Annotated in this window: 23 protein-coding genes; 9 read left to right on the forward strand and 14 right to left on the reverse strand. The window is 47.2% G+C overall.

Annotation, left to right across the window (positions count from 1 at the left end; all coding sequences use genetic code 11):
- Positions 1–88 precede the first annotated feature (88 nt).
- From ACT6NU_RS01305 to ACT6NU_RS01335, 7 genes are all read left to right on the forward strand, one after another.
- Positions 89–1,738 (forward strand): OstA-like protein, encoded by a 1,650-nt coding sequence (locus ACT6NU_RS01305; RefSeq protein ID WP_445382658.1) that lies wholly within the window; start codon positions 89–91, stop codon positions 1,736–1,738.
- Positions 1,739–1,741: 3 nt separating this feature from the next.
- Complete coding sequence (locus tag ACT6NU_RS01310; protein ID WP_445382659.1) at positions 1,742–2,935, forward strand: aspartate aminotransferase family protein; 1,194 nt, start codon at positions 1,742–1,744, stop codon at positions 2,933–2,935.
- An 86-nt stretch (positions 2,936–3,021) separates the two neighbouring features.
- Positions 3,022–4,422, forward strand: coding sequence for a tetratricopeptide repeat protein (locus tag ACT6NU_RS01315; RefSeq protein WP_445382660.1), 1,401 nt, complete (start codon positions 3,022–3,024; stop codon positions 4,420–4,422).
- 28 nt (positions 4,423–4,450) lie between these two features.
- The gene (locus ACT6NU_RS01320; RefSeq protein ID WP_445382661.1) at positions 4,451–5,374 is read left to right on the forward strand and encodes a DUF368 domain-containing protein; all 924 of its coding nucleotides are present in this window, start codon (positions 4,451–4,453) and stop codon (positions 5,372–5,374) included.
- Between the two features lie 5 nt (positions 5,375–5,379).
- On the forward strand, positions 5,380–6,399 hold the full coding sequence (locus tag ACT6NU_RS01325; protein ID WP_445382662.1) for a DUF368 domain-containing protein: 1,020 nt from the start codon (positions 5,380–5,382) through the stop codon (positions 6,397–6,399).
- Positions 6,392–7,123, forward strand: a complete 732-nt coding sequence (locus tag ACT6NU_RS01330) for a shikimate dehydrogenase family protein (protein ID WP_445382663.1) — start codon at positions 6,392–6,394, stop codon at positions 7,121–7,123. The genes ACT6NU_RS01325 and ACT6NU_RS01330 overlap by 8 nt, the downstream gene beginning before the upstream one ends.
- A 124-nt stretch (positions 7,124–7,247) precedes the next feature.
- Positions 7,248–9,269 carry a DUF349 domain-containing protein gene (locus tag ACT6NU_RS01335; RefSeq protein ID WP_445382664.1) on the forward strand — a complete coding sequence of 674 codons (2,022 nt, stop codon included), beginning with the start codon at positions 7,248–7,250 and terminating at the stop codon, positions 9,267–9,269.
- A 20-nt stretch (positions 9,270–9,289) separates the two neighbouring features.
- Here ACT6NU_RS01335 and rimO read toward each other — a convergent pair whose 3' ends face one another.
- Entirely contained in the window at positions 9,290–10,600 is a 1,311-nt protein-coding gene (rimO, locus tag ACT6NU_RS01340) for a 30S ribosomal protein S12 methylthiotransferase RimO (RefSeq protein ID WP_445382665.1), read from the reverse strand.
- Positions 10,601–10,686: 86 nt separating this feature from the next.
- On the opposite strand from rimO, the gene ACT6NU_RS01345 reads away from it, so the two are divergent.
- Positions 10,687–11,799 carry a serine hydrolase domain-containing protein gene (locus ACT6NU_RS01345; RefSeq protein ID WP_445382666.1) on the forward strand — a complete coding sequence of 371 codons (1,113 nt, stop codon included), beginning with the start codon at positions 10,687–10,689 and terminating at the stop codon, positions 11,797–11,799.
- 4 nt (positions 11,800–11,803) lie between these two features.
- Here the strand turns inward: ACT6NU_RS01345 and ACT6NU_RS01350 are convergent, their stop codons facing one another.
- The 12 genes from ACT6NU_RS01350 to recR form a co-directional block, all read right to left on the reverse strand.
- Positions 11,804–13,501, reverse strand: a complete 1,698-nt coding sequence (locus ACT6NU_RS01350) for an amidase family protein (RefSeq protein WP_445382667.1) — start codon at positions 13,499–13,501, stop codon at positions 11,804–11,806.
- Positions 13,477–14,334, reverse strand: a complete 858-nt coding sequence (locus tag ACT6NU_RS01355; protein ID WP_445382668.1) for a DUF2911 domain-containing protein — start codon at positions 14,332–14,334, stop codon at positions 13,477–13,479. The genes ACT6NU_RS01350 and ACT6NU_RS01355 overlap by 25 nt, the downstream gene beginning before the upstream one ends.
- Positions 14,331–15,293 (reverse strand): signal recognition particle-docking protein FtsY, encoded by a 963-nt coding sequence (ftsY, locus tag ACT6NU_RS01360; RefSeq protein ID WP_445382669.1) that lies wholly within the window; start codon positions 15,291–15,293, stop codon positions 14,331–14,333. Before ftsY ends, ACT6NU_RS01355 begins: the two co-directional genes overlap by 4 nt.
- 137 nt (positions 15,294–15,430) lie before the next feature.
- Positions 15,431–15,583: a DUF4295 domain-containing protein gene (locus ACT6NU_RS01365; protein WP_445382670.1), complete on the reverse strand. Its 153-nt coding sequence runs from the start codon at positions 15,581–15,583 to the stop codon at positions 15,431–15,433.
- Between the two features lie 6 nt (positions 15,584–15,589).
- Positions 15,590–15,772, reverse strand: coding sequence for a 50S ribosomal protein L33 (gene rpmG, locus ACT6NU_RS01370; protein ID WP_088342152.1), 183 nt, complete (start codon positions 15,770–15,772; stop codon positions 15,590–15,592).
- 20 nt (positions 15,773–15,792) lie between these two features.
- On the reverse strand, positions 15,793–16,032 hold the full coding sequence (gene rpmB / locus ACT6NU_RS01375; RefSeq protein WP_445382671.1) for a 50S ribosomal protein L28: 240 nt from the start codon (positions 16,030–16,032) through the stop codon (positions 15,793–15,795).
- A 73-nt stretch (positions 16,033–16,105) separates the two neighbouring features.
- A complete protein-coding gene (locus ACT6NU_RS01380) occupies positions 16,106–17,353 on the reverse strand; it encodes a competence/damage-inducible protein A (protein ID WP_445382672.1) in 1,248 nt (415 codons plus the stop codon).
- Positions 17,353–17,691, reverse strand: a complete 339-nt coding sequence (locus ACT6NU_RS01385) for an Hpt domain-containing protein (RefSeq protein ID WP_445382673.1) — start codon at positions 17,689–17,691, stop codon at positions 17,353–17,355. Before ACT6NU_RS01385 ends, ACT6NU_RS01380 begins: the two co-directional genes overlap by 1 nt.
- Positions 17,692–18,303 (reverse strand): fumarylacetoacetate hydrolase family protein, encoded by a 612-nt coding sequence (locus tag ACT6NU_RS01390; protein ID WP_445382674.1) that lies wholly within the window; start codon positions 18,301–18,303, stop codon positions 17,692–17,694.
- Positions 18,304–18,356: 53 nt separating this feature from the next.
- The gene (locus ACT6NU_RS01395; protein ID WP_445382675.1) at positions 18,357–19,133 is read right to left on the reverse strand and encodes an exonuclease domain-containing protein; all 777 of its coding nucleotides are present in this window, start codon (positions 19,131–19,133) and stop codon (positions 18,357–18,359) included.
- Between the two features lie 73 nt (positions 19,134–19,206).
- Positions 19,207–20,559 carry a dihydrolipoamide acetyltransferase family protein gene (locus ACT6NU_RS01400; RefSeq protein WP_445382676.1) on the reverse strand — a complete coding sequence of 451 codons (1,353 nt, stop codon included), beginning with the start codon at positions 20,557–20,559 and terminating at the stop codon, positions 19,207–19,209.
- An 86-nt stretch (positions 20,560–20,645) separates the two neighbouring features.
- The gene (gene recR / locus ACT6NU_RS01405) at positions 20,646–21,263 is read right to left on the reverse strand and encodes a recombination mediator RecR (RefSeq protein ID WP_445382677.1); all 618 of its coding nucleotides are present in this window, start codon (positions 21,261–21,263) and stop codon (positions 20,646–20,648) included.
- Positions 21,264–21,398: 135 nt separating this feature from the next.
- Between recR and ACT6NU_RS01410 the strand changes: the two genes are divergently transcribed.
- Positions 21,399–22,874: a sodium:solute symporter gene (locus ACT6NU_RS01410; protein WP_445382678.1), complete on the forward strand. Its 1,476-nt coding sequence runs from the start codon at positions 21,399–21,401 to the stop codon at positions 22,872–22,874.
- Here the strand turns inward: ACT6NU_RS01410 and ACT6NU_RS01415 are convergent.
- Positions 22,871–23,230 carry a CoA-binding protein gene (locus ACT6NU_RS01415; RefSeq protein WP_445382679.1) on the reverse strand — a complete coding sequence of 120 codons (360 nt, stop codon included), beginning with the start codon at positions 23,228–23,230 and terminating at the stop codon, positions 22,871–22,873. The two genes, ACT6NU_RS01410 and ACT6NU_RS01415, sit on opposite strands and share 4 nt — an antisense overlap.
- Positions 23,231–23,493 lie beyond the last annotated feature (263 nt).

The following is a 23,493-nucleotide window of genomic DNA, read 5'->3' on the forward strand; positions in this document are numbered from 1 at the left end:
TTTCTACTACGCGCTATTTTGTGCTATTTTTGGCTAAAATTTAAGCTTGAAAGCCTGTATTACCTTTATTTTAGCGTGCTTTTGCTGCATGCCCCTGCTCGCCCAGCAAGCTTCCCAGGCCGGTACTAAAATCACCATTGTTTACGGGGGAAGTTTTACCAAGGACGAGTCGCTGCGGCCCGGGGCCTCCATCTTCAGCAAAGACCAGCGCCAGGTGCAATTTGAGCATCAGGGAGCAGACCTCTGGTGCGATTATGCTTTTCTCTATCAGAAGGACAACCGGCTGGAAGCCATCGGAAATGTACGCCTGAAACAGGGTGACTCCATTTTGATGACCAGTGGCTATGTGGAATACGATGGCAACCTGAAACTGGCCAAGGCATATGAGAAGGTACGGCTTACCAACCGCTCCATGACCCTTACCACCGACACCCTTTATTTTGACCGTGAAAAGCAGGAATCCTATTACCGGGACTACGGTAAGGTAGTGGACTCAGTCAATACGCTTACCAGTGAGGTAGGCCGCTATTATATGATCCCCAAGAAATATCAGTTCCTGGACAGTGTCTATATACAAAACCCGGATTATACCCTTGAATCACGTCGGCTGGACTACTACACCACTTCCAAAAACGCCTATATGTACGGCCCGTCCACCATTACCGGTGACACTTACCAAATCTATTGCGAAAGGGGGTTTTACGACACCCGGACCGAGACGGGTTATGGTATAAAAAATACAGAAATCCATTATTCCAACCGCATCATTGAAGGGGATAGCGTGTACTTTAACAAAGCCAACGAGTTTGCCTCGGCCACCAACAATATAAAAGTTACGGATACCATTAACCAAGGAGTGATCCGGGCCCATTATGCGGAGGTCCATAAAGGACGGGATTCGGTTTTTGCAACCCGCAGGGCGGTATCGATCAGCCTGGTGGAACAGGATTCTCTTTATATGCACGGAGATACACTGATGGTGACCGGGAAACCCGATGCCCGCATATTAAGGGCCTTTCGAAATGCCAAATTTTACAAGACAGACATGAGTGGTAAATGCGATTCCATTCATTTCGAAGAAAGTAAAGGTCTTACCCAAATGATCCGAAGGCCTGTTCTCTGGAACCTGGAAAACCAAATGACCGGAGACAGTATTCACCTGATCAGTAATAAGGAAACCGAAAAAATGGATTCCCTCAAAGTGCTTGGCAATGCCTTTATTATTTCTGAAGACAGTATCGGGCAGCGCGGATATAACCAGGCCAAGGGCAAGGATCTTTTCGGGAAATTCCTGGAAAATGAACTAAAAATAGTAGACCTGGTCAAAAATACAGAGGTGATTTACTGGATGTACGACGATGATGATCAGTTACTGGGCATCAACAAGACCATATGCAGCAAGATCCGGTTGGAGCTCGAAAACAGCGATATTGAGCAAATAACGTTTTATACAGATCCGGACGGGGATATTTTTCCGGAAAAGGACCTGCCCGAAGCCAGTCGTATCCTGAAAGGGTTTATCTGGAGGGGCGATGAGCGCATCAGGCGTATGGAAGATATTTTTGACGAAGACGACAATAATCTGGTCCTTCCTGTGATAAGGGGGTTGGACAATCCAATAGACCAGGAAGGAAGCGAATCTGAACAGGAAAATGCGCCTTCGACAACAAAACTACTTTCCGACCGTCCGAAAAAAACGGGTAAAACAGGGGGACAACCCCTCAAATCGAAGAATTGATCCATGCTAACGGACTTTCTGAAATATCAGGCACAGACAACCGGGCATCCGCTTGGGCTGGAGGTGGCCCGTGCTTCGGGTTCTTACATATTTGATACTGCTGGTAAAGCATATCTCGATTTTGTTGCCGGGGTATCTGCCTGCACCCTGGGACACTGCCACCCGGGCGTAGTGCGTGCGGCACAGCAGCAGCTTGCCCAATACATGCATGTAATGGTATACGGCGAGTTTATTCAAAAGCCGGCCGTAGACCTCTGTCGTCTGCTGGCATCTGAGCTCCCACAACCCCTGGAACGCACTTATTTGGTTAATTCGGGTACCGAGGCCATGGAAGGGGCCCTCAAACTGGCCCGAAGGGTTACCGGCCGTTTCGAATTGATAGCCGCGCATACCGCCTATCACGGCAACACTATGGGAAGCCTCTCGCTGATGGACTACGAAAATCGCAAGGCTCCTTTCAGGCCATTGTTGCCCGGGATCAGACATATTGCCTTCAACAACCTGGAGGATCTCGAGAAAATTAATATTAAAACAGCCGCTGTAATTCTGGAAACCATTCAGGGTGGTGCCGGATTTATAGAACCGGAACCGGGATATCTCAGTGCCGTTAAAAAGCGTTGTCAGGAAACCGGGAGCCTGCTGATCCTGGATGAAATCCAACCCGGTTTCGGACGTACCGGGAAGCTTTTTGCATTTGAGCACTACAATTGTATTCCGGATATACTCGTAATGGGTAAGGGCATGGCTTCCGGACTCCCTATCGGGGCTTTTACTGCCTCCTCTGCCCATATGGCATTGCTGGAACGGGATCCTGCCCTGGGCCATATAACGACCTTCGGGGGTAACCCGGTAATTGCCGCTGCAGCTCATAAAACACTTCAGGTGTTGCTGGAGGGTGAACTGATCCCTCAGACCACAGAAAAGGAATTACGGTTCCGTGAGCTGTTAAAACATCCCTTAATCACAGAAATCAGAGGAAAAGGACTGATGCTGGCGTTAATCCTGAAGGATGCAGAAATAGCACAGTTCTTGGTCCTGGAAGCCATGCGGGAAGGTCTGCTGCTTTTCTGGCTACTATTCGAAACGCGGGCCGTACGTATCAGCCCTCCACTGACTATTTCAAATGAAGAAATCCAACAGGGTTGCCGGCAGATACTGACAATACTCAATCGGTACCCCAAAGCATGTGTTAACTAAATTGTTAATAAGAAAGACTTGAACTTCACCTTTTGTTGCCCTCAAAAAAATATTTTTAAGTCCATACGGAAACCAAACAGGCATATATGGCGTTAGATCCGAATGAACAACCCAACCAACCCATAGTGAAATTTGAATCCATGCTCAAGACAGACGATGTCTATTTCTTTGATGCAGAGGACTTTGAAGACATTATCCACCACTATCTGAACAACGGAAAGATCTCCCTGGCGAAGAAGGCCATCCGAATGGGGCTGGAACAACATCCGGATTCCATGGATATCCGCCTGCTGGATGTGGAGGTTCTGGTGTTTGAAAATCAATTTGAGAAAGCCGAGAAGATCCTCGATCAGATCCAGCTTATAGACGGGACCAACGAAGAAATCTATATACAGCGCGCCAATATTTTTTCTAAAAAGGACAATCACGAAGCGGCAATTGAACTCCTGGAAAGGGCACTGAGCCTATCCGACAACCACTTTGATATCTATTCGCTGCTGGGGATGGAATACCTGTTCCTGGACGACTACCTGCAGGCCAAGAAATGGTTTCTGAAATGCCTTACAGAAGACCCGGAAGATTACGCTTCGCTGTACAATGTGGTTTACTGCTTTGAATTTCTCGAGGACCATGAAGGAGCCATAAAGTTTCTGAATGAATACCTGGAAAGCCAACCTTATTGCCAGGTTGCCTGGCATCAATTGGGAAAGCAGTACTACAGTTTGAAGATGTACCAGGAAGCCCTTGGTGCCTTTGAATTTGCCATTATCTCTGACGACCATTTCATTGGGGCCTACTTTGAAAAAGGTAAGGTTCTCGAGAAACTGGGAAAATACGAAGAAGCCATTGTCAATTATACCACAACTATCGAAATGGATGACCCCACCTCCCACGCTTATTTGCGGATTGGGAAATGCCATGAAAAGTTGGGGATGGAGGATGAAGCCCGATATTATTATTACCTCACGGTACATGAAGATCCTTTGCTGGATAAAGGCTGGCTGGCCATTACCGACCACTACCACCGTCTGGGGCAGTACGGAAAGGCCAAGGAATACATTGATAAAGCCATCAATATAGATGGGGAGAATCCGACTTACTGGAAGCGGTGCGGACTAATCCATAAGGCACTCGGGCAAATGGACGAGGCAGATTTTGCCTTTAAGCAAGCTGTTGACCTGGGTAATTACGAACTGGACACCTGGCTGCAGTGGGCCGAGGTCCTGCACAAAAACCGGGAAATTGCCGCTGCCGCAGAGGTATTAAAACAGGGCGCGGAATTTTATCCCGAAGCGGCGGAAATTCATTTCTTTCTGGCCGGAACCTACCGAACGCTCCAACAGGCCGATCGGGCAGAAAAGGAACTTAAAACCGCCATTGAACAGGACCCTGAGAAGTTAGAATTTTTCGAAAAAGTCTGCCCGCAATTTTCTGCTGCTCCCTGGGTAAAACGCATTGTAAAAGAGTGCCGGAAGGCTTCCGAATAAATAAGCTATTTTTGCTTTTTTATTATCTATGGGAGACCGAAACCTGTTACACTACATCTGGATTTTATTAAAGGGGATGGCCATGGGGGCTGCCGACGTGGTACCCGGTGTTTCCGGGGGCACCATAGCCTTCATTTCTGGTATCTATGAAGAACTCATAAATTCCATCAATGCCATTGGCCCCGGCCTGCTGAAAACCTTGCGAAAGGATGGATTAGCTGCCTGTTGGAAGGCAATTAACGGTAATTTTCTGCTGTCCCTCTTCATGGGTATCGGCATCAGTGTTGTTTCCCTATCAAAGGGGATTAGCTGGCTGCTGGAAAACGAACCCGTACTTCTCTGGGCCTTCTTTTTTGGCCTGGTACTTGCCAGTATCATCTATGTTGGCAAAGCCATAGGCCAGTGGAAAGCGGCAGTACTTTTTACAATGATCCTTGGAGCGGTTCTGGCTTACCTGGTCGTTTCCCTTCCCGTTTCCGAACAAAATGAAAGCCTGCCCTATCTCTTTCTTTCCGGTGCACTGGCCGTTTGCGCAATGATTCTGCCCGGGATATCCGGAGCCTTTATTTTAGTGTTGCTGGGATCCTATAAAACGGTCCTGGACGCGGTACACGAAAGGGATTTGCAAATATTGGGGATTGTGGCACTTGGAGCGGTATTTGGGTTGCTGAGCTTTTCAAAATTACTCAAGTGGATGTTTTCAAAATTCAAGGATGCCACCCTGGCCTTGCTTACAGGTTTCATCATTGGTTCCCTGCCCAAAATCTGGCCCTGGAAACAGGTATTGGAAACCCGTCAAATAAACGATAAAATCATACCTATACGGGAAGCCAATGTGACCCCCTGGGGATATGAAGGAGAACCACAATTGTATTGGGCCCTGGGGCTGGCCGCTCTCGGATTTTGCCTTATTTTTATCCTGGAACACTTTGCATCCAAAAAACACTCCTGAAAGCGATGTACCACCCCAGAACTATTTCAGACAAAATCCTGCTGTTTATCAAGGGGCTCGCCATGGGTGCCGCCAACAAGGTTCCCGGAGTTTCCGGGGGTATTGTGGCCTTTGTGGTCGGTTTCTACGAGGAATTCATTTATTCCCTCCAAAAGTTTAACCTCAAGGCGTTCAAGTTATTTTTCAATGGGCGCTTTAAGAGCTTTTACCGCTACGTAAACGGGCCGTTTCTCTCCTTGTTGATACTGGGGATGCTTTTTAGTTATTTCAGTGTTTCAAGGGTTTTGGATTACTTTCTGGAGCGGAAGGAATTGTTCGTTTGGGCCCTGTTTTTCGGGATGATAATCGGTTCGATTTATTTTATTTCCAAGGATTTTGAACATTGGAATAAAAGAACCCTTCCCGCAGGGATTCTGGGTTTGATACTGGGAATCTCAATCAGTTTTCTCAGCCCGGCCCGGGAAAATGACAATCTGTTGTTTATTTTCCTTTGCGGTATCATCAGTGTATCCGGAATGACCCTTCCAGGCCTTTCCGGTTCCTTTATCCTGATCTTACTGGGCAATTATGTATTGTTATTGGTGGATGCGGTAAACGGGCTCTACGACACCCTTGCCGAAATGGTGGTGGGAGATTTCAGTTTCCTTAAAAATCAGGAACGGTTAACAACCCTGAAAATACTCGCCGTTTTTACGGCAGGATCGGCAACCGGGCTGGTCACGCTCTCCCATTTGCTGGGCTATGTGTTAAAGCACTTCCGATATATGACCACAGCGGTTATCATCGGATTTATTACCGGGTCCCTGGGGGTGGTATGGCCCTGGAAGCGAAAAGTTTACCTCCTGGATGCCTCAGGGAATATTATGCAGGATTCCAACGGGGACAACATCATCATTAACTATCAGCGCTATATGCCAGACATGGCGCTGTCCGATACCTGGTGGGCCGTATTCTACATAGCCATGGGGGTAGTTGTTTTAATCGCCCTGGAGTGGTACGGGAAAAATCGCCGGAAAAATGCATAGGTACGGGCTTATTGGAAAAAACATCTCCTACTCCTTTTCAAGAGCTTATTTCAGGGAAAAATTTGAGGCTTTGGGACTGAAGGACCACCTCTATGAAAATTTTGACCTGCCGGATCTGGCTCACTTTCCATTGCTGCTTGAAAAATATCCCGATCTCAAAGGGCTCAATGTTACCATTCCATACAAAGAACAAATTATTGACTATTTGGATGAGCTGGATCCTGCGGCTGATGCCATAGGAGCAGTCAACACCATTGCCTTTGGCAAGGGTGGTCTGAAAGGCTTTAATACAGATGTAATCGGGTTTAAGGAATCCCTAAAACCGCTGTTAACCCAAATGGACCGGGAAGCGCTTATACTGGGCACCGGTGGGGCTTCTAAGGCCGTATTTCATGGGTTGGAAGCGCTAGGGCTCAAAGCCACTTACGTGTCGCGCCAACCGGGAAGGAACCAGCTTACCTACCCTGAACTTACGCCAGAGAACCTCAGCCGCTACCAACTCATTGTAAATTGCACTCCGGTAGGAACCCATCCGCACACAGAGCATGCGCCAGAACTGCCTTATGGCGGGCTAAAGCCAACTCACTTACTCTACGACCTGATTTACAACCCTGCCGAAACCCGATTTCTCCTGGAAGGAAAACGAAAGGGCTGCCGAATAAAAAACGGACTGGAAATGTTGCAGATCCAGGCCGAGGAAGCCTGGAAAATCTGGAATAGTTAAGGCCGGCACCTTCTCTTGTCCAGGCGTACCGGACTCCTTAAAAAGATCGGGGATTACCTTTGTTTAAAGGCCACTTGTTAGTATCTTGGAATCGATTTAGCGCAGACACTGAAAATATTTCATTATGTCGGAAGAGGAAAAAAAAGAACTGCAGCTTGCTGCAGGGGGGGATCAGCCATCAGTATCCAAGGAGTCCAATGCTGAGGATTCATCTGAAGAAGTTGATAAAGAGGAACTAACGCAAAAAACCGGGGAGCAGCCGGATGCCGAACAAGACAAGCCGGAATCTGCAGATCCGGATGAAGAAATAGACGAATCCAATGCCGAAGACGCTGAAGATTCCGAAAACGAGCGCAGACACCAAATTCCTTTTCTGGACTACCACTCCCTCACCATGGAAAATCTGGTTGGGGAATTGCAAAGGCTGTTGCGCACCGAAAAAGTTCAGGCAATCCGCAGGCATGTTGAGCAAATCAAATCTGAATTTGACCTCAAATTCCAGGACTTTATAGAAAGTAAAAAAGAAGAATTTGTAGAACGCGGCGGTGCCGAATCAGATTTTCATTACAATTCCGTCACCAAACGGCAGTTCAATGAATTGTACTCTGAGTACCGGGATAAACGTAATCAGTACTATCGGGACCTGGAAAATCGCCTGAAAGAAAACCTGGCAAATCGCCTTGCCATAATAGAGGAATTAAAGGGGCTGGTCAATATGGAAGAAGACATGACCACCACCTACAATACTTTTAAGGAATTACAGCAAAAATGGCGGAATGCCGGCCCGGTGCCGCGAACACAGTACAACGATGTCTGGCGCACCTATCAGCACCATGTGGAAATATTCTATGATTTCCTGCATCTGAACCGGGAATTACGCGATCTCGATTTTAAGCATAACCTGGAGGAAAAGCTAAAGCTGATAGAGCGGGCAGAAGCCCTTGCCAATGAGGAAGACCTCAATAAAGCTTTCAGGGAACTGCAGACTTTACATAAGTTATGGAAAGAGGAAATCGGACCGGTCTCGAAAGACCACAGGGAAGAGATCTGGAAGCGATTCAGTGAGGCCACCAAAGTTGTGCACCAGCGACGGCAGGAACATTTCCAGGAGCTGGAGGCCCAATACGAGGCAAACCTGGCCGTTAAACAGCAGATCATATCGGATATTGCTAAAATTGCCTCCTCTGTTGCAGATAACCACAGGGGTATTCAGAAACAGATTAAGGATATTGAAAAGCTGAGGGAAGCTTTCTTCAAGGCGGGAAAAGTGCCACAGAAAGTAAACGAGCAAACCTGGACTGCCTTTAAAAATGCGGTTCGCAGCTTTAACCGAACCAAAAATGCCTTTTACAAAAATCTAAAAAAAGATCAGCAGGAAAACCTGGACCAAAAAAGAGATTTGTTACAGCGTGCCTTAAGCCTGAAGGACAGTGAAGACTGGGAAAGTACCACTCCGGAAATGAAACAGATCCAGCAGCAGTGGAAACAGATTGGACATGTCCCCAGAAAATATTCGGATAAAATCTGGAAGCAGTTCAAAGAAGCCTGCAACCATTATTTCGACCGGCTGCATGCCCAGAAAGATTCTGCCAATGCAGGGGAACGCGATAATTTAAAAGAGAAACTGAGCCTTATGGACCAGTTAAAGGAATTTAAATTGAGCGGTAAAAAAGAAACCGATTTAAAGGTTATTCAGGAGTATGTTACAAAATGGAAGGAGATTGGCCATATCCCGCATTCCAAAAGGCATCTGAACAGCAAGTTTTATAAGATACTTGATGCGCTGTTCAAAAAAATGGGAATCAGCAGGCAGCAAGCTGAAATCATTAAATACGGCAACAAAATACAGCAACTTTCGAAAGAGGACGACGCAAGGGCCATTTTGCAGGAAAGACAATTTGTAAAACGCAAAATTGAAGAAAATAAGAACGAAATACGGCAGCTGGAAAACAACCTGGAATTTTTCTCAGATACCTCAGAAGAAAATCCAATGGTGAAAAAGGTCATCAAGGACCTTGAAAAACAAAAGGAAGCCCTTGGGAATTGGAAAGCCAAATTGAAAAAGCTCAATATTCTGAGGAATTCACTGATCCGTGAAGAAGCTGCTGCAGCCGAAAAGCAGGAAGAAGAAAACGAGGAAGATTAAAGGGGCGCCTGTCCTGACTTTTATTCTGAATCCACTGGAACGGCAAATAAGTCAAATTCCGTGGCTGACTGTATTTTTAAGTCCGCAAAACTGCCCAGCGAAAGAAAATGTTCTCTTGCATCTACCAGTACTTCGTTATCCACATCAGGGGAGTCAAATTCGGTGCGCCCTATAAAATAATTCCCTTCCTTACGATCGATCATACATCGAAATTCCCGGCCTACCAGTTCCTGATTCAGTTCCCATGAAATCTGGGATTGAATTTCCATGATCTGGTTTACCCGATCTTGTTTGACCTCTTCGGGCACATCGTCTGAGAGCTTGTATGCATGTGTATTCTCTTCATGGCTGTAGGTAAAACAACCCAGGCGCTCAAAACGCATCTGTTTTACCCAGTTTTTAAGCAACTGAAAGTCTTCTTCCGTTTCCCCTGGATATCCGACAATAAGGGTGGTTCGGATGGCCATGCCGGGAACTCTTTCCCGAAAGCTTTTCAGCAGGGCATTCGTTTTTGCATAGGTAGTGCCCCTGCGCATACTCTTCAGGATGGAATCCGAAATATGCTGAAGCGGGATATCGATATAATTGCAAATTTTGGGTTCCTCCCGCATCACCTCCAGAACGTCTAAGGGGAAACCGGTAGGGAAGGCATAGTGCAGGCGGATCCACTCAATCCCCTCTACCTTTGCAAGTGCGCGCAATAGATCAGCCAGCCTCCTTTTCTTATACAGGTCCAGCCCGTAATAGGTGAGGTCCTGGGCGATCAGAATAAGCTCCTTCACCCCTTTTGCTGCCAGGTTTTCTGCCTCCTTTACCAGGGCTTCTATGGGCTGGCTCCTGTGGCCTCCCCGCATCAGCGGAATGGCACAGAAAGAACAGGGGCGGTCACAACCTTCGGCAATTTTCAGGTAGGCATAATTAACAGGGGTAGTACTAACCCGTTCCCCAATCAATTCGTGTTTGTAATCGGCCCCCAGGGCTTGTAGTAGCTGGGGCAGGTCTCGGGTACCAAAGTAGGCGTCAACATCCGGAATTTCTTTGGCCAGGTCCGGTTTGTAGCGCTCGCTTAAGCAGCCGGTTACAAAGACCTTATCTACCTTCCCATCCTGTTTCTGCTGCACATACTCCAGAATGGTATTGACGCTTTCCTCCTTGGCATTGGCAATAAAACCGCAGGTATTTATCACCACTATGTTCCCCACTCCTTCGTGGACAACGTCCTTCTGGCTCCCTTTGAGTTGTCCCATGAGGACTTCTGAATCATAGAGGTTCTTGGAGCATCCAAGGGTGACCACATTGATGACGTTTTTCTTGTGAGATTTGGTTCGCATATGCCAAATTAGGGCGCAAAAATACGATATCCGGGTGTATTATATGGCAAATTAGACGATTTCAGCTGAAAAAGCGTTTTAATAGTATGATCACAACGGGAAAAATATCCGGTTTCTGGCAGTACCTCTTATGCTCGTTTATACTGCTGGCCTCTATGGCCTGCTCTGTGGAACCCGTTGTCAGCACAGATCCCGGACCGGCTTCCACTAATCTATATTTTCCTGAACCCCAGCGCTTTGCTACCTGGGAAACCGTAAGCCCTGAATCCCTGGGGTGGGATAGCCAGCAACAAAATCTCCTTGAAACCTTTCTGGAAACTAATAATACCAAAGCTTTTATCATCCTTAAGGATGGAAAGATTGCCATGGAGCGGTATTTTGGGACATTCACCAAAGATAGCCTCTGGTACTGGGCTTCCGCCGGAAAAACGCTCACCGCATTTACCGTTGGCCTGGCCAGAGAAGAAGGCCTGCTCAATCTTGAGGATCCGACTTCTGATTACCTCGGGTCCGGATGGACTGCTGCCCCTGCAGAAAAAGAATTGAACATCAGCATACGCAATCAGCTGAGTATGACCAGCGGGCTGGACGAACTTTCCTTTGACTGTATCCTTCCTGAATGCCTGAATTTTACGGCCGATGCAGGCAGCCGCTGGGCCTATCACAATGGTCCCTATACCCTCTTGCAGGCTGTTGTTTCCAACGCCGCAGGTATGGGGTTTTCCGAATATTTTAATAACCGCCTGCGCAATAAAATAGGAATGGATGGTTTCTGGATCAGCTCCAATGGTTCCAATAGTATTTATTACAGTACCGCACGCAGTATGGCCCGTTTCGGCCTGTTGGTCCTGAACAACGGCCGCTGGGGTGATTTAACGGTTATGGGCGATGTATCTTACCATTCGGCTATGCTGCAGCCCTCACAGGATTTGAACAAAGCCTATGGCTATCTGTGGTGGTTAAATGGGAAACAAAGCTATATGGCCCCTGCTTCGCAGATAGTTTTCCCCGGGGAACTGATTCCTGAGGCGCCGTCCGATCTGGTGGCCGGCCTGGGCAAAAATGACCAGAAGCTCTACATCATACCTTCCCAAAATCTCATTGTAGTCCGTATGGGTCAGGATAGTGGAGAAAACCTGTTGGGCCCTTCCAGCTTCGACAACCAGTTATGGCAACAGCTCGGGGCTTTTATCAATTGATCGCTTATTCGTTATACCCTGCTGGTGGACGGCGCATGGGCCCGAGTTGTTCGTAGGCCTGGCCCATACCGATCAGTTTATCTTCCTCAAAGGGTTTTGCTATAAAGGTCATATTGGTGGGTTCCCCGTCATCACGGTAACCCATGGGAACGGTAAGCGCCGGGTATTTGGCAACCGCTGCATAGCCTGCGTGATAGTTATTGACCGAAAGTACAGCATCCAGCTGGTGTTCTTCCCAGGGGGTATCGAAATACCGGCGTCCATTCTCCTCAAGCTGCATCCTGATCTCTTCCAATTCCTCCAGACTCGTACTATCTGCCACAATGCCTTCGAGTAGCATCTGTCCGTAAGGTACCCTCAGCAGGCTGTCTTCCCGGTTAAACGCCACAACATCAGCCACTGAACTGACACGTACGGCATCCCTGTCCCGGATTTGGTTTTTCAGGTACCTGGGCAAATCAATCTTCATATCGATGTTCAGCAGGGTAATAAATCCATCCAGGTTTACCTCAGGAGGATCAAATGGGATTATTTCAGCCCCGGCCTGTCGCATCCGCTCCACCTGTTCCCGATACAGGCTGTCGCGTTCCAGAAGGCCTTTAAAAACACCAAGTCTCTTCCCCTGCAGACCCATTTGTTCCGGTTGGTACCACATTCCGGACAGGCCGGTCTCAACCGATTTGGCATCAGTTGTGTCCCTTCCTTTCATTGCGTCCAGCAGTATCCCGGCATCCGCTACATTACGGGTCATAGGGCCAGGGGTATCCAGCGTACTGGAAATAGGAACTATCCCGCTACGGCTCAGAAAACCGATTGTTGGTTTAATCCCTACAACAGAATTCTGGCTGCTGGGCGATAAAATGGAGCCAGAGGTTTCCGTACCTACTGCGGCTACAGCATAATTGGCTGCAACTGCCGTACCGCTTCCGGAACTGGAGCCACCACTTTCAAATGTCCTGCGGCCATAAGGGTTCAGGGTCTGCCCCCCAACAGCGCTATACCCAACCGGACATCCCCGGCACATAAAATAGGCCCATTCACTGAGGTTAACTTTCCCAAGAAAAATTGCCCCGTTGCTGCGTAAACGTTCTGTGATAAAGCTATCCCCGGTCGTATTATCCTTCAGGGCTATCGCCCCGGCCGTCGTGGGCATGCCTGCAGTGTTGATATTGTCTTTCAGCAAGATGGGCATTCCGAATATCGGATGCCTTGAGCCATCGGGATCTCTGGCTGCCAGGCGATCCTTTTCCCGGGCCTCTTGCAGGCAGTTGGGATTGAGCGCCAGTACAGTATTCAGGGTCGTTTCATTGTTAAGTTCGTAAGTATATATTCGATACAGGTAAAAAAGGGTTAGCTCCTCATAGCTAAGGTCACCCGCTTTTATATGCTTTTGTAAAGTTGAAATCGGCTGTTCAAATATCATGGGCTTCAGGCGCAGGTATTCTTCCCGGCTGAATTTTTTTACCTCTTCATATAAGGGCAGAAATACATCGTTTTTATCCAGTATTTTGGACTGAATAAGCTTATATCGCATTCGTTCCACCGGATGGTCCTGGTTCCCGGCAACTTCCAGAGAGTCATTATAGGGCTCCCAGATACGCGTCTGAGGTTCCTTTTCCTGCCGGCATCCACTGGCTATAAACAGTATTGTTAAAGCCAAAGCGTAACATGCTGCTTTTAATTTTCTCTCATTGGTTTCCATTTCTCAATATTTTTTTCGTTCATGCGCACAAATTCATCTTTGCCCTCGGCCAGGGCAAGCTCCCGGGATATCCCGGCAGCGGTTATCGCCTCCCTGAAACGGCCGAGTTTGGCCAGCAGCAGCGAGCGTACTCTGTGGAAGTAATAAGTGTCACCTCCTTTGGCCAGGGCCTGCTCCACATATCCCAGGGCCCTTTGCGGATCTTTATTTTGTTCCTGAAGATAGCGAGCTGCTTCGTACCAGGTCTGCGCACTTGCGGTTTCCGTCAGGGCCTGACGCAATTGGGCTTCCATAACAGCATCCGTGTTTACACTAATGGGGATTTGCAAACGCAGCTTGTCCCAATGCCAGATCATCTGCATGCTGTTATGGGTAATCTCATCAAAACTGATCTGAAAATTTTCCTGTACAACCGGGGTGGTTTCAGGCTTTAGGCGCAATCTGAACTGATCCTCCTCCGGCCTGTATGCATCCCGGCCGTCCCCCCAGTGCTCTGTATTCTTGTGAAAAACTACGTCCCAGTAATCCTTATAAGGGAAGGCATAAAGGGCATAAGTCCCTTCAGGCAGGGTATAGGGCCCAACCTGTATGGAATCGCTAACAGAAAATTTAGTGGATTCATTGGCGCCCACCCGCCAGATACGGCCATAGGGAACCAGGTCTCCGAAGATAGCCCTGCCCCGTACCGCCGGACGGCTGTAAACAACCCTCACCCGCGTAAGGCCTATCTGTTGCACAACTTCCTGCAGCGGGCTCGCTTTGGGATGTTCCAACTGCCCAAACAAGAAACAGCAATGGAATAAAAAGAAAAAGAGGAGGGTTCCCGTTTTCAAGATTCCAGTTTAAAGAATGAATCTACAAATTCAAATTTATTGAATACCTGCAGGTCTTCTATCCCTTCTCCCACCCCAATATATTTGACGGGTATGCGGAACTGGTCCGATATCCCGATAACCACTCCGCCTTTTGCAGTACCGTCAAGCTTGGTTACCGCCAGTGAACTGACCTCGGTTGCCTTGGTAAACTGCCGGGCCTGCTCAAAAGCATTCTGCCCGGTAGACCCATCTAGCACCAGTAAGACTTCATGGGGGGCCTGTGGAATAACTTTTTGCATCACCCGTTTTACCTTAGACAGTTCATTCATCAGGTTCACCTTGTTGTGCAGCCTCCCAGCCGTATCGATGAGTACTACATCGGCCTGCTGGGTAACGGCAGAACTGAGGGTGTCAAAAGCCACCGAAGCCGGGTCGCTTCCCATTTGCTGTTTTACCAGTGGTACCCCCACCCGGTCTGCCCATACCTGCAACTGGTCTATGGCCGCAGCACGGAAGGTATCTGCTGCCCCGATCACGACTTTTTTTCCTTTGGATTTGAAATTGTGAGCCAGCTTTCCAATAGTGGTGGTCTTTCCAACACCATTAACGCCAACAACCATGATCACATAAGGTTCTGAAATCTCCGGGAGATGGATATCTGTTTCAGTTCCTGTTTGTGTTTCTGAGAGTAGTCCGGCAATTTCTTCCCGCAGGATGCGGTCTAACTCCTCTGTCCCCACATATTTATCCCTGGCGACCCTGGCCTCAATTCTTTCGATGATCTTCAGGGTAGTGTCTACCCCTACGTCCGAGGTTACTAGTATTTCTTCCAGTTGGTCGAGCACTTCGTCATCGACCTTGGATTTGCCCACTACCGCCTTGGAAAGCTTGGAAAAAAATGTGGTCTTGGATTTCTCAAGCCCTTTATCCAGGGTCTCCTTCTTTTCTGTTGAAAAAAGTTTTTTGAATAAACTCATAGGATCAGGTGATGGATCACAAATATAGTACAATATCAGATACAGATGCCGGGGTATCGCTTGCACAGACGGGCCCGGCGGGAATAAAAAAAGCCGCTTCTCAGATGAGAGCGGCTTTTGACAGCTTTGCTGTTATCTTATTTGCTTGCCAGCCATTCGTTTACGGATTCTGGCGGCATAACTGCCTCAACAAAGGTATAGGCTCCGCTTTTAGGAGATTTCACCATTTTTATCGCCTTGGTCAGCCTTTTTGAGGATGATTGTAAAGTTGCAACCGTTTTCTTAGCCATAGCTTATTATTTTATCTCTTTATGTACTGTCATTCTTTTCAGAATGGGATTAAATTTCTTTAATTCCATTCGATCCGGGGTATTCTTTTTATTCTTGGTAGTGATATACCTGGAGGTTCCGGGCATTCCAGACTCCTTGTGCTCGGTACATTCCAAAATTACCTGAACTCTGTTTCCTTTCTTTGCCATAATGCTTTCGCTTTAGGGGATTACTTACTGAGAATCCCTTTTTGTCTTGCTTCTTTCATAACCGCAGAAATTCCCTTCTTGTTGATAGCCTTCAGGGCCCTGGATGAAACCCTAAGGGTTACCCAGCGATCTTCTTCCGGGATATAGAAACGCTTTTTCGAAAGATTTACGTCAAATCTTCTTTTGGTTTTATTGATCGAAAAGGAGACGTTGTTACCAGACATCGCCTTTTTTCCCGTAAGTTCGCAGACTTTTGACATTGCGCTTGAATTTCTTGATTAAAATCAGGCTGCAAATTTACATCTTTTTTGCCGTTTGCCCAAAAATCTTTTTTTAATATTTTAGAATTTCTTTCTGGAGCAGTTCAAAGGCTTTGTGGACGGATTTTTGAACAATGCGTTCCCGGTGGTTACCCATGGTAAATTTTTCGGCGAACACCCCATTCTCAGTAGCAAGGGCAATGTACACCGTACCTATGGGTGACTTTGAATCTCCTTTGGTCGGACCTGCGTTCCCCGTGGTTGCCACTGCAATATCGGAATGCATCAACTTTCTGGCATTGGCTGCCATGGCGCAGGCCACAGCCTCGCTGACAACCGAATGCTCTTTGATCAGCGCCTGCGATACTCCCAGAAGACCAGACTTAACTGAGGTGGCGTAACTAACCAGGCTACCCCTGAAATACTGCGAGGCGCCCGGCACAGCCGTCAACTGGGCGGCTATTTTGCCACCTGTGAAACTCTCTGCTGCCGCCAGGCTTTTGCCTTTGGCCCGAAAGAGTTTCCCAAGGGTAACTTCCAGGGGTTCCCCGTCTTCCTCAGCAAACAAAATATCGCTGATAAGCATTTTAAGCTCCCCTAATCGCTGCTGCAGTTCGTCCTGCAGTGCCTCCGGGTCAGTCCCCCTGATCGAGACGCGCAGGCGAACCTTTCCGAGATTCGGCAGATAGGCCAGCTTCATATGGACAGGGAGCGAATCCTCCCAGTGGGCAATGCGTTCGGCTATTGCACTCTCGCCCAATCCATAAGTAATAAGCGTTTTATGCAACAGTACGGGTCTTGTAAATTCTGTAATAATTTTGGGGACCAACTGGTCCTGAAATAACTGCTTCATTTCAAAAGGGACGCCTGGCAAGGAAACAAAAACGGCTGCCTTCCCTTTAATCCACATCCCCGGGGCCGTGCCATGGGCATTGTGCAAAATGCGGGCCTTTGACGGGACCATAGCCTGCCTTCGGTTCAGGTCGGAAATAGGTGTAGATATGTATTTTTCGAACAAAAATTCGATATGCTGCAGAACCTCCTGGTTCTCAACCAGCTGGTCTTCGAAATATTCGGTTAAAGTGTGTTTGGTAATATCATCTTTTGTGGGTCCCAGCCCCCCGGTGATAAGGACCAGTTGGGCCCTGGATTCTGCATCCCTGAGCGCTTTGAGGATATGTTCGCGATCGTCCTGTACAGAGGTAATCTGATATACGGCTACCCCCAATTTCTGCAATTCCGAGGCGATGTAGGCAGAATTTGTATCGATAATCTGCCCTATGAGAATTTCGTCCCCGATGGTAATGATCTCAGCAACCATTACATATTGAAATCATTACGCAGCTCGCCCATTACCTGGATCACATCCTTTTTCAATATCGGAAAACGCTCTTTTATCGTTTCCATATTTGCCTCGCTCTTTCCAAGGGTTTCAATCTCCAGGGCGATAGCTCGGGTTTGTTCCATTCCCAAGAGGTCCACATTGGGCTTAATCTTATGAGCCATTTTATAAACCTGCTCGTAATTCCCGGCCGCTATAGCGGTTTCAAGCTCTTCGAGATCCACAGGAACCTCTTCCAGAAAAACGGATACCACCGATAGGATAAAATCCGTATCTCCCTCCGCCATTTCATTGATTTTATCCAGGCTATAGATCATTTATTTGATTTTTAAGGTAAATAATTCGCGACCTGCCAAGCTACCGGAAAGGTAGTCATTTGGGGCCACCTGTCCAACACCCTCCGGGGTGCCGGTAAAAATAATATCACCCTTTTTAAGTGTAAAAAAGGTGGAAATATAACTGATTAATTCGTCTATTTTCCAGAGCATTCTCCCGGTATTTCCCTGCTGTACCTGTTGGCCATTTTTGGAAAGGCTAAAATTCAGGTCCGTCAAATCCCCTAAATCGGTTTTGGACACCCACTTGCCTATTACAGCAGCCCCGTCAAAACCTTTGGCCTTTTCCCAGGGCAGACCTTTTTCCTTCAATTGCTGCTGCAGGTCCCGGGCCGTAAAATCAATCCCGACACTAAGCTCATCGTAATAAGTTGGTGCAAACTCCGGGTTTATATGCTTTCCGACCTTTTTGATCTTAACCAGCAATTCCACTTCATAATGTATGGAATTGGAAAATTCAGGAATATAAAAATCCTGTTCTTTCGGAAGAATAGCAGAATCCGGCTTCATGAAAATTACCGGGGATGCAGGGCGCTCATTTTTTAGTTCTTCAATGTGCCCTGCATAATTACGACCCACACATATCAACTTCATTTCGGGGGACTTTAATAGTTTATTTATGTGTTAACAGCTTAATTTAACAGGTTTTAGCCCAATTTATTGTTCAATTTACTCAATTTGATCTGGGTAAGCACCTTTTTGGTATACAAAGGAAAGTCTGCATTGAGAATCCAGCCAAAATAACCGGGTTCCTGTTCGAGAACCTCTGCAACTTTTTTTCCTTTGTGCTTGCCAAAAGAGAAAACTTCATTACCATCTTCGTCTTCGATAATGAAACCAGCGAGGTCAACTGCCTGATTATGGGTAGAGAAAGCCGCAAGCTTCTTGATATCGTTTTCCAGGTCCGGATAACGCTCAAGCTGTGAAAGCAACACCTCATAGGTTGCCTGTGTGTCTGCCGCTGCTCCGTGGGCACCCTCCAGGGGTTTATTGCAATAAAATTTATAGGCTGCTTCAAGGGTTCGTTTTTCCATCTTGTGAAAAATGGTCTGAACGTCTACCGAGGCTGTATTTTTCATGTCAAAATCCAAGCCTGCCCGCAATAATTCTTCAGCAAGCAAAGGGATATCAAAACGATTGGAATTAAAACCGGCCAAATCACAGCCCTGTATCATCTTGTTTATATCCCGGGATAATTCCTTAAAGGTTGGTTCTCCTGCCACCTGTTCATCGGTAATGCCATGGATGGCTGAGGCTTCCTGGGGAATCGGGATTTCAGGATTTACCCGCCAGGTCTTCCCCTCTTTATTTCCATTTGGAAAAATTTTTAGGATGGCGATCTCAACGATCCGGTCCTTTGCGACATTGGTTCCAGTGGTTTCCAGGTCAAAAAAACAGATAGGCCTTTTTAAATTTAGTTGCATGCGTTGTGTTTAAAGCAAAGTATTTTCAGGTTCAAAAGGAACCTTTTCTTTTTTGCAGCTGTAAAAGGACCCTCTAGAATTCGCGCTCCGGATCCCAGGCTTCCAGGTAATCGGCCACGGCCTTAACAAACATCCCGCCCAAAGCCCCGTTGACCACCCGGTGGTCATAACTGTGGGATAAATACATTTTGGAACGGATGCCGATAAAGTCGCCCTCGGCAGTTTCTATCACCGCAGGCATCTTGCGGATGGCACCAAGAGCCAGGATTCCCACCTGTGGCTGGTTGATGATGGGGGTGCCAAAAACACTGCCAAAACTCCCCACATTGGTTACCGTATAAGTACCATCCTGTACCTCATCAGGTTTCAGAGCATTGTTTCGGGCCCGTGCAGCCAGGTCATTTACCGCCTTCGCCATCCCGACCAAATTAAGCTGGTCCGCGTTGCGGATTACGGGTACAATCAAATTGCCATCCGGTAAGGCAGCTGCCATCCCGAGATTTATCTGCTTCCTTTTAATGACAGTATCCCCATCAAGGGAAATATTCATCATCGGGTATTTTTTTAAGGCTTTTGCAACTGCTTCCATGAATATCGGGGTATAGGTTAACTTTTCACCTTCCCGCTTTTCAAAAGCATTCTTGTTCTTTTCCCTCCATTTTACCACCTCGGTGACGTCCACTTCCACAAAACTTTGTACATGGGCCGAAGTGGTCACGCTTTCTGCCATGTGCTTGGCGATTAATTTCCCCATACGGCTAAGGGGAATGCGTTCATCCCCTCCCGTCATGGCAAGCGAGGCTTTTTCGGGTTTACCCTCTGTTTTCAAATCTTGAGATGGCTTCCCGGCAACAGCTACAGGAGCCTCCGGACTGGCTGCAGGCTCCTTTTGGGTGCCTTTTTTGCGGTTCTCTATAAAGGCCAGCATATCGTCTTTGGTAACCCGGCCTCCCTGTCCGGAACCACTTATACTGTCCAGTTCCTCCTGGGTAATCCCTTCTTCACGAGCCATGTTGCGCACCAACGGGGAATAGAAGCGTTCTGGATGGGAAACCACTTCTTTGGGTTTGTGCACGGTTTCCACCGCTTTTTCTACGGACCTCTCCACTTCCTGCACCGCTTCATCCGGGGCAGGTTCTGCCACGGCGGAATTTTCAGCAACAGCGCCTTCCGTATTCTCATCGCCCTCTGTTTCAATTACTGCCACGGTCTGGCCCACTTTTATAACATCGTCTACCTCGAAAAGTTTTTCGAGCAGCACTCCATCCACTTCGCTGGGCACTTCAGAATCTACCTTGTCTGTTGCTATTTCGAAAACCGCTTCATCTGCTTCAATGCTTTCTCCCACCTCCTTAAGCCATGAAGTAAGGGTAGCCTCGGCCACACTCTCCCCCATTTGCGGTAATTTCAATTCAAATTTTGCCATATTCCTATATTGATCGCCTGTGGCGGACTATTTTTTGCAAAAATAATAAAATAGCGTCCTTATTTTGATGTATTTTTTAATATCTCCTATCGATTAAGGGATCCTTCAAAGGGAATCCGTTGCAGGATAGACCTTCCGAGGGTGATCTCATCTGCGTACTCCAGTTCATCCCCTACAGGGATACCCCTTGCAATGGTACTCAAACGCAATGTGGTTTCACCCAGCTGCTTGAAAATGTAAAAATTGGTGGTGTCTCCTTCCATGGTTGCACTCAGGGCAAAAATCAGCTCCTGGACTTCTCCGTTCTTGGCCTTCTTAATCAAGGTATCTATGTGAAGGTCTTGCGGCCCTACCCCTTCCATAGGTGATATTTTACCGCCAAGAACATGGTAAATTCCCCTGTAATGTCCCGTATTTTCTATGGCCATCACATCCCGGATGTCTTCCACCACACAAACGATGCTATGGTCTCTTTTAGGATTGCTGCAAATATCACAGACCTCCCTGTCGGAAAGGTTATGGCACTGGCTGCATTGCTGAATCTGGCTCCGCAGCGTTCTCAGGGCCTCAGATAAGCGTTCGGTCTGCTCGGCAGGCTGCTTGAGAAGGTGTAATACCAGTCTGAGGGCCGTTCTTTTTCCGATTCCCGGTAAGCGCGAGACTTCATCTACCGCCTCTTCCAATAATCTGGACGAAATTTCCATACCCGCAAAATTACGTATCTATTTTAAGTTTTGTACTTTGGCCACCAATTTTATTAAAACGAAATTGGGTTAGCCATTCAACTTTTACAAGGCTGCCACGGTTAACAAAAGCAAGAAATTTTACGATAACAGAAGATGTCCCCATCCTTTATTTTATCCCTGATCGGCCTGTATTTCATCCTCTTGCTTACCATTTCGTATTTTACCGGAAGGAATGATTCCAATGAAGACTTTTTTCAGGCAGGCCGTCAGTCTCCCTGGTATGTAGTCGCCTTTGGTATGATTGGGGCTTCCTTGTCCGGAGTTACCTTTATCTCAGTCCCCGGCTGGGTTCAGGATGCTTCTTTCAGCTATATGCAGGTCGTTTATGGCTATCTGGCCGGGTACCTGGTTATCGCCTTTGTACTGCTGCCTATTTACTACCGCCTCGGTCTTACTTCCATTTACGAATACCTGGAGCAACGCTTCGGCTGGATGAGCTATAAAGTGGGTGCTATTTCGTTTTTTATTTCCCGGGTACTTGGAGCCTCTTTCAGGCTTTTCCTGGTTGCCATTGTGCTGCAGCAATTTGTCTTCGATGCCTGGGGTGTGCCTTTTGAAGCCACCGTAGTTTTATCCATTTTACTGATCTGGATCTATACGTTCCGCGGCGGAATTAAAACCATTGTATGGACTGACACCCTGCAGACCCTGTTTATGCTGCTTTCAGTAGGGTTTTCCATTTACTTCATCAATGAGCGTATTGGATGGTCCTTCAGTGAGTTCCTGCAGTCCCCTGCCCTGGATTCCTTTGATCAAATCTGGTTCACAGAATCCATAGCAGAGAAGAACCACCTTGTAAAATCCTTCTTGGGCGGGATGTTCATCACTATTTGTATGACCGGCCTGGACCAGGACATGATGCAGAAAAACCTCAGTTGCCGTTCCCTTAAGGATGCCCGAAAGAATATGATCAGTTTCAGCATTGTTTTGATCCTGGTCAATTTTGTATTCCTGTTGCTGGGGGCCTTGTTGTTTATCTATGCCGAAAAATTTCAAATCGGTATCCCGCTGATGGACGGAAGCCCCAAGACAGATTTACTTTTTCCTGAAATAGCACTGAATTCAGGCCTTGGTAATGTTGTGGGAATTACCTTTATGCTGGGCTTGATTGCCGCGGCCTATAGTAGTGCAGACAGTGCGCTAACTTCCCTTACCACTTCCTTTTGCGTAGATTTTATGGGGATTTCCTCTAGACCTGTGGCCCTTCAAAAAAGACTCCGCAAACAGGTACATGTGGGCATGAGTGTATTGCTGATATTGGTGGTCATCCTTTTTAAATATGTACTGGACCGCAATGTGATCGATAGCCTTCTAACAGTTGCCACCTATACGTACGGCCCCTTACTTGGCTTGTTCGCCTTCGGAATATTTACAACCTACCAGCTTAAAGACCGCTGGGTATGGGTGGTTGCCCTGGCCGTAATTGGCCTGATCAGCCTGCTGGCGAACTTTTCAGAAAGCTGGCTGGGAGATTACCAGATCGGTTATGAGCTCCTGCCCCTAAATGGGCTGCTTACTTTCCTGGGCTTATTGCTGATCCGCAGACCAGGACCCAAACAGCAAGCCTAGTACTGCCCCATGGAGAGCATTACCAGCGTACAACCTGTTTCGAAGGATATCCCTTCCTTTTTCAGCAAACTGTAGAGTTCGGGGTTTTCGGTCCCGGGATTAAAAATTACCCTCCTGGGCCTGAGCCCTATAATCTTTTGGTAAAAGGCTTCCTGTCGCCTGGGGTTCATATAGAGCGTAATGGTGTCTATATCAGCTATATCTTCCAGACTGGTTTTGACGGGAATTCCGTGGGTTGTCCCGGAGCGGAATCCAAAAGCGACCACCTCATAACCATGCTGTACCAGTCGTTTTATAGCGAGGTTGCTATAGCGCCCGGTATTTAAGGAGGCTCCAAATACCAAAGTTTTTGCCATTATTTCTGATTGCTGTTAAAGTATGTTAAGCTATGTAACGAAGGTACTTTTCTTTCGTCTATAATACATATTGCAATGATATCTTCATTGATACTGCTATATTTTTTGTAGTTAATGGTTAGTGTTTAGTGTAGCATGTCAATGAAAGAAACCCCGGGGTATATTTTACCTTCGGGGTTTCTCTTTTTAATGAGCTCATTTGCATGGGGTAAGCCAAATCTATTTTTTCAATTTCCGGGAATTTTAAATGTTAAAGTAGATTG

The sequence above is a fragment of the Robiginitalea rubriflava genome, from assembly GCF_052540725.1.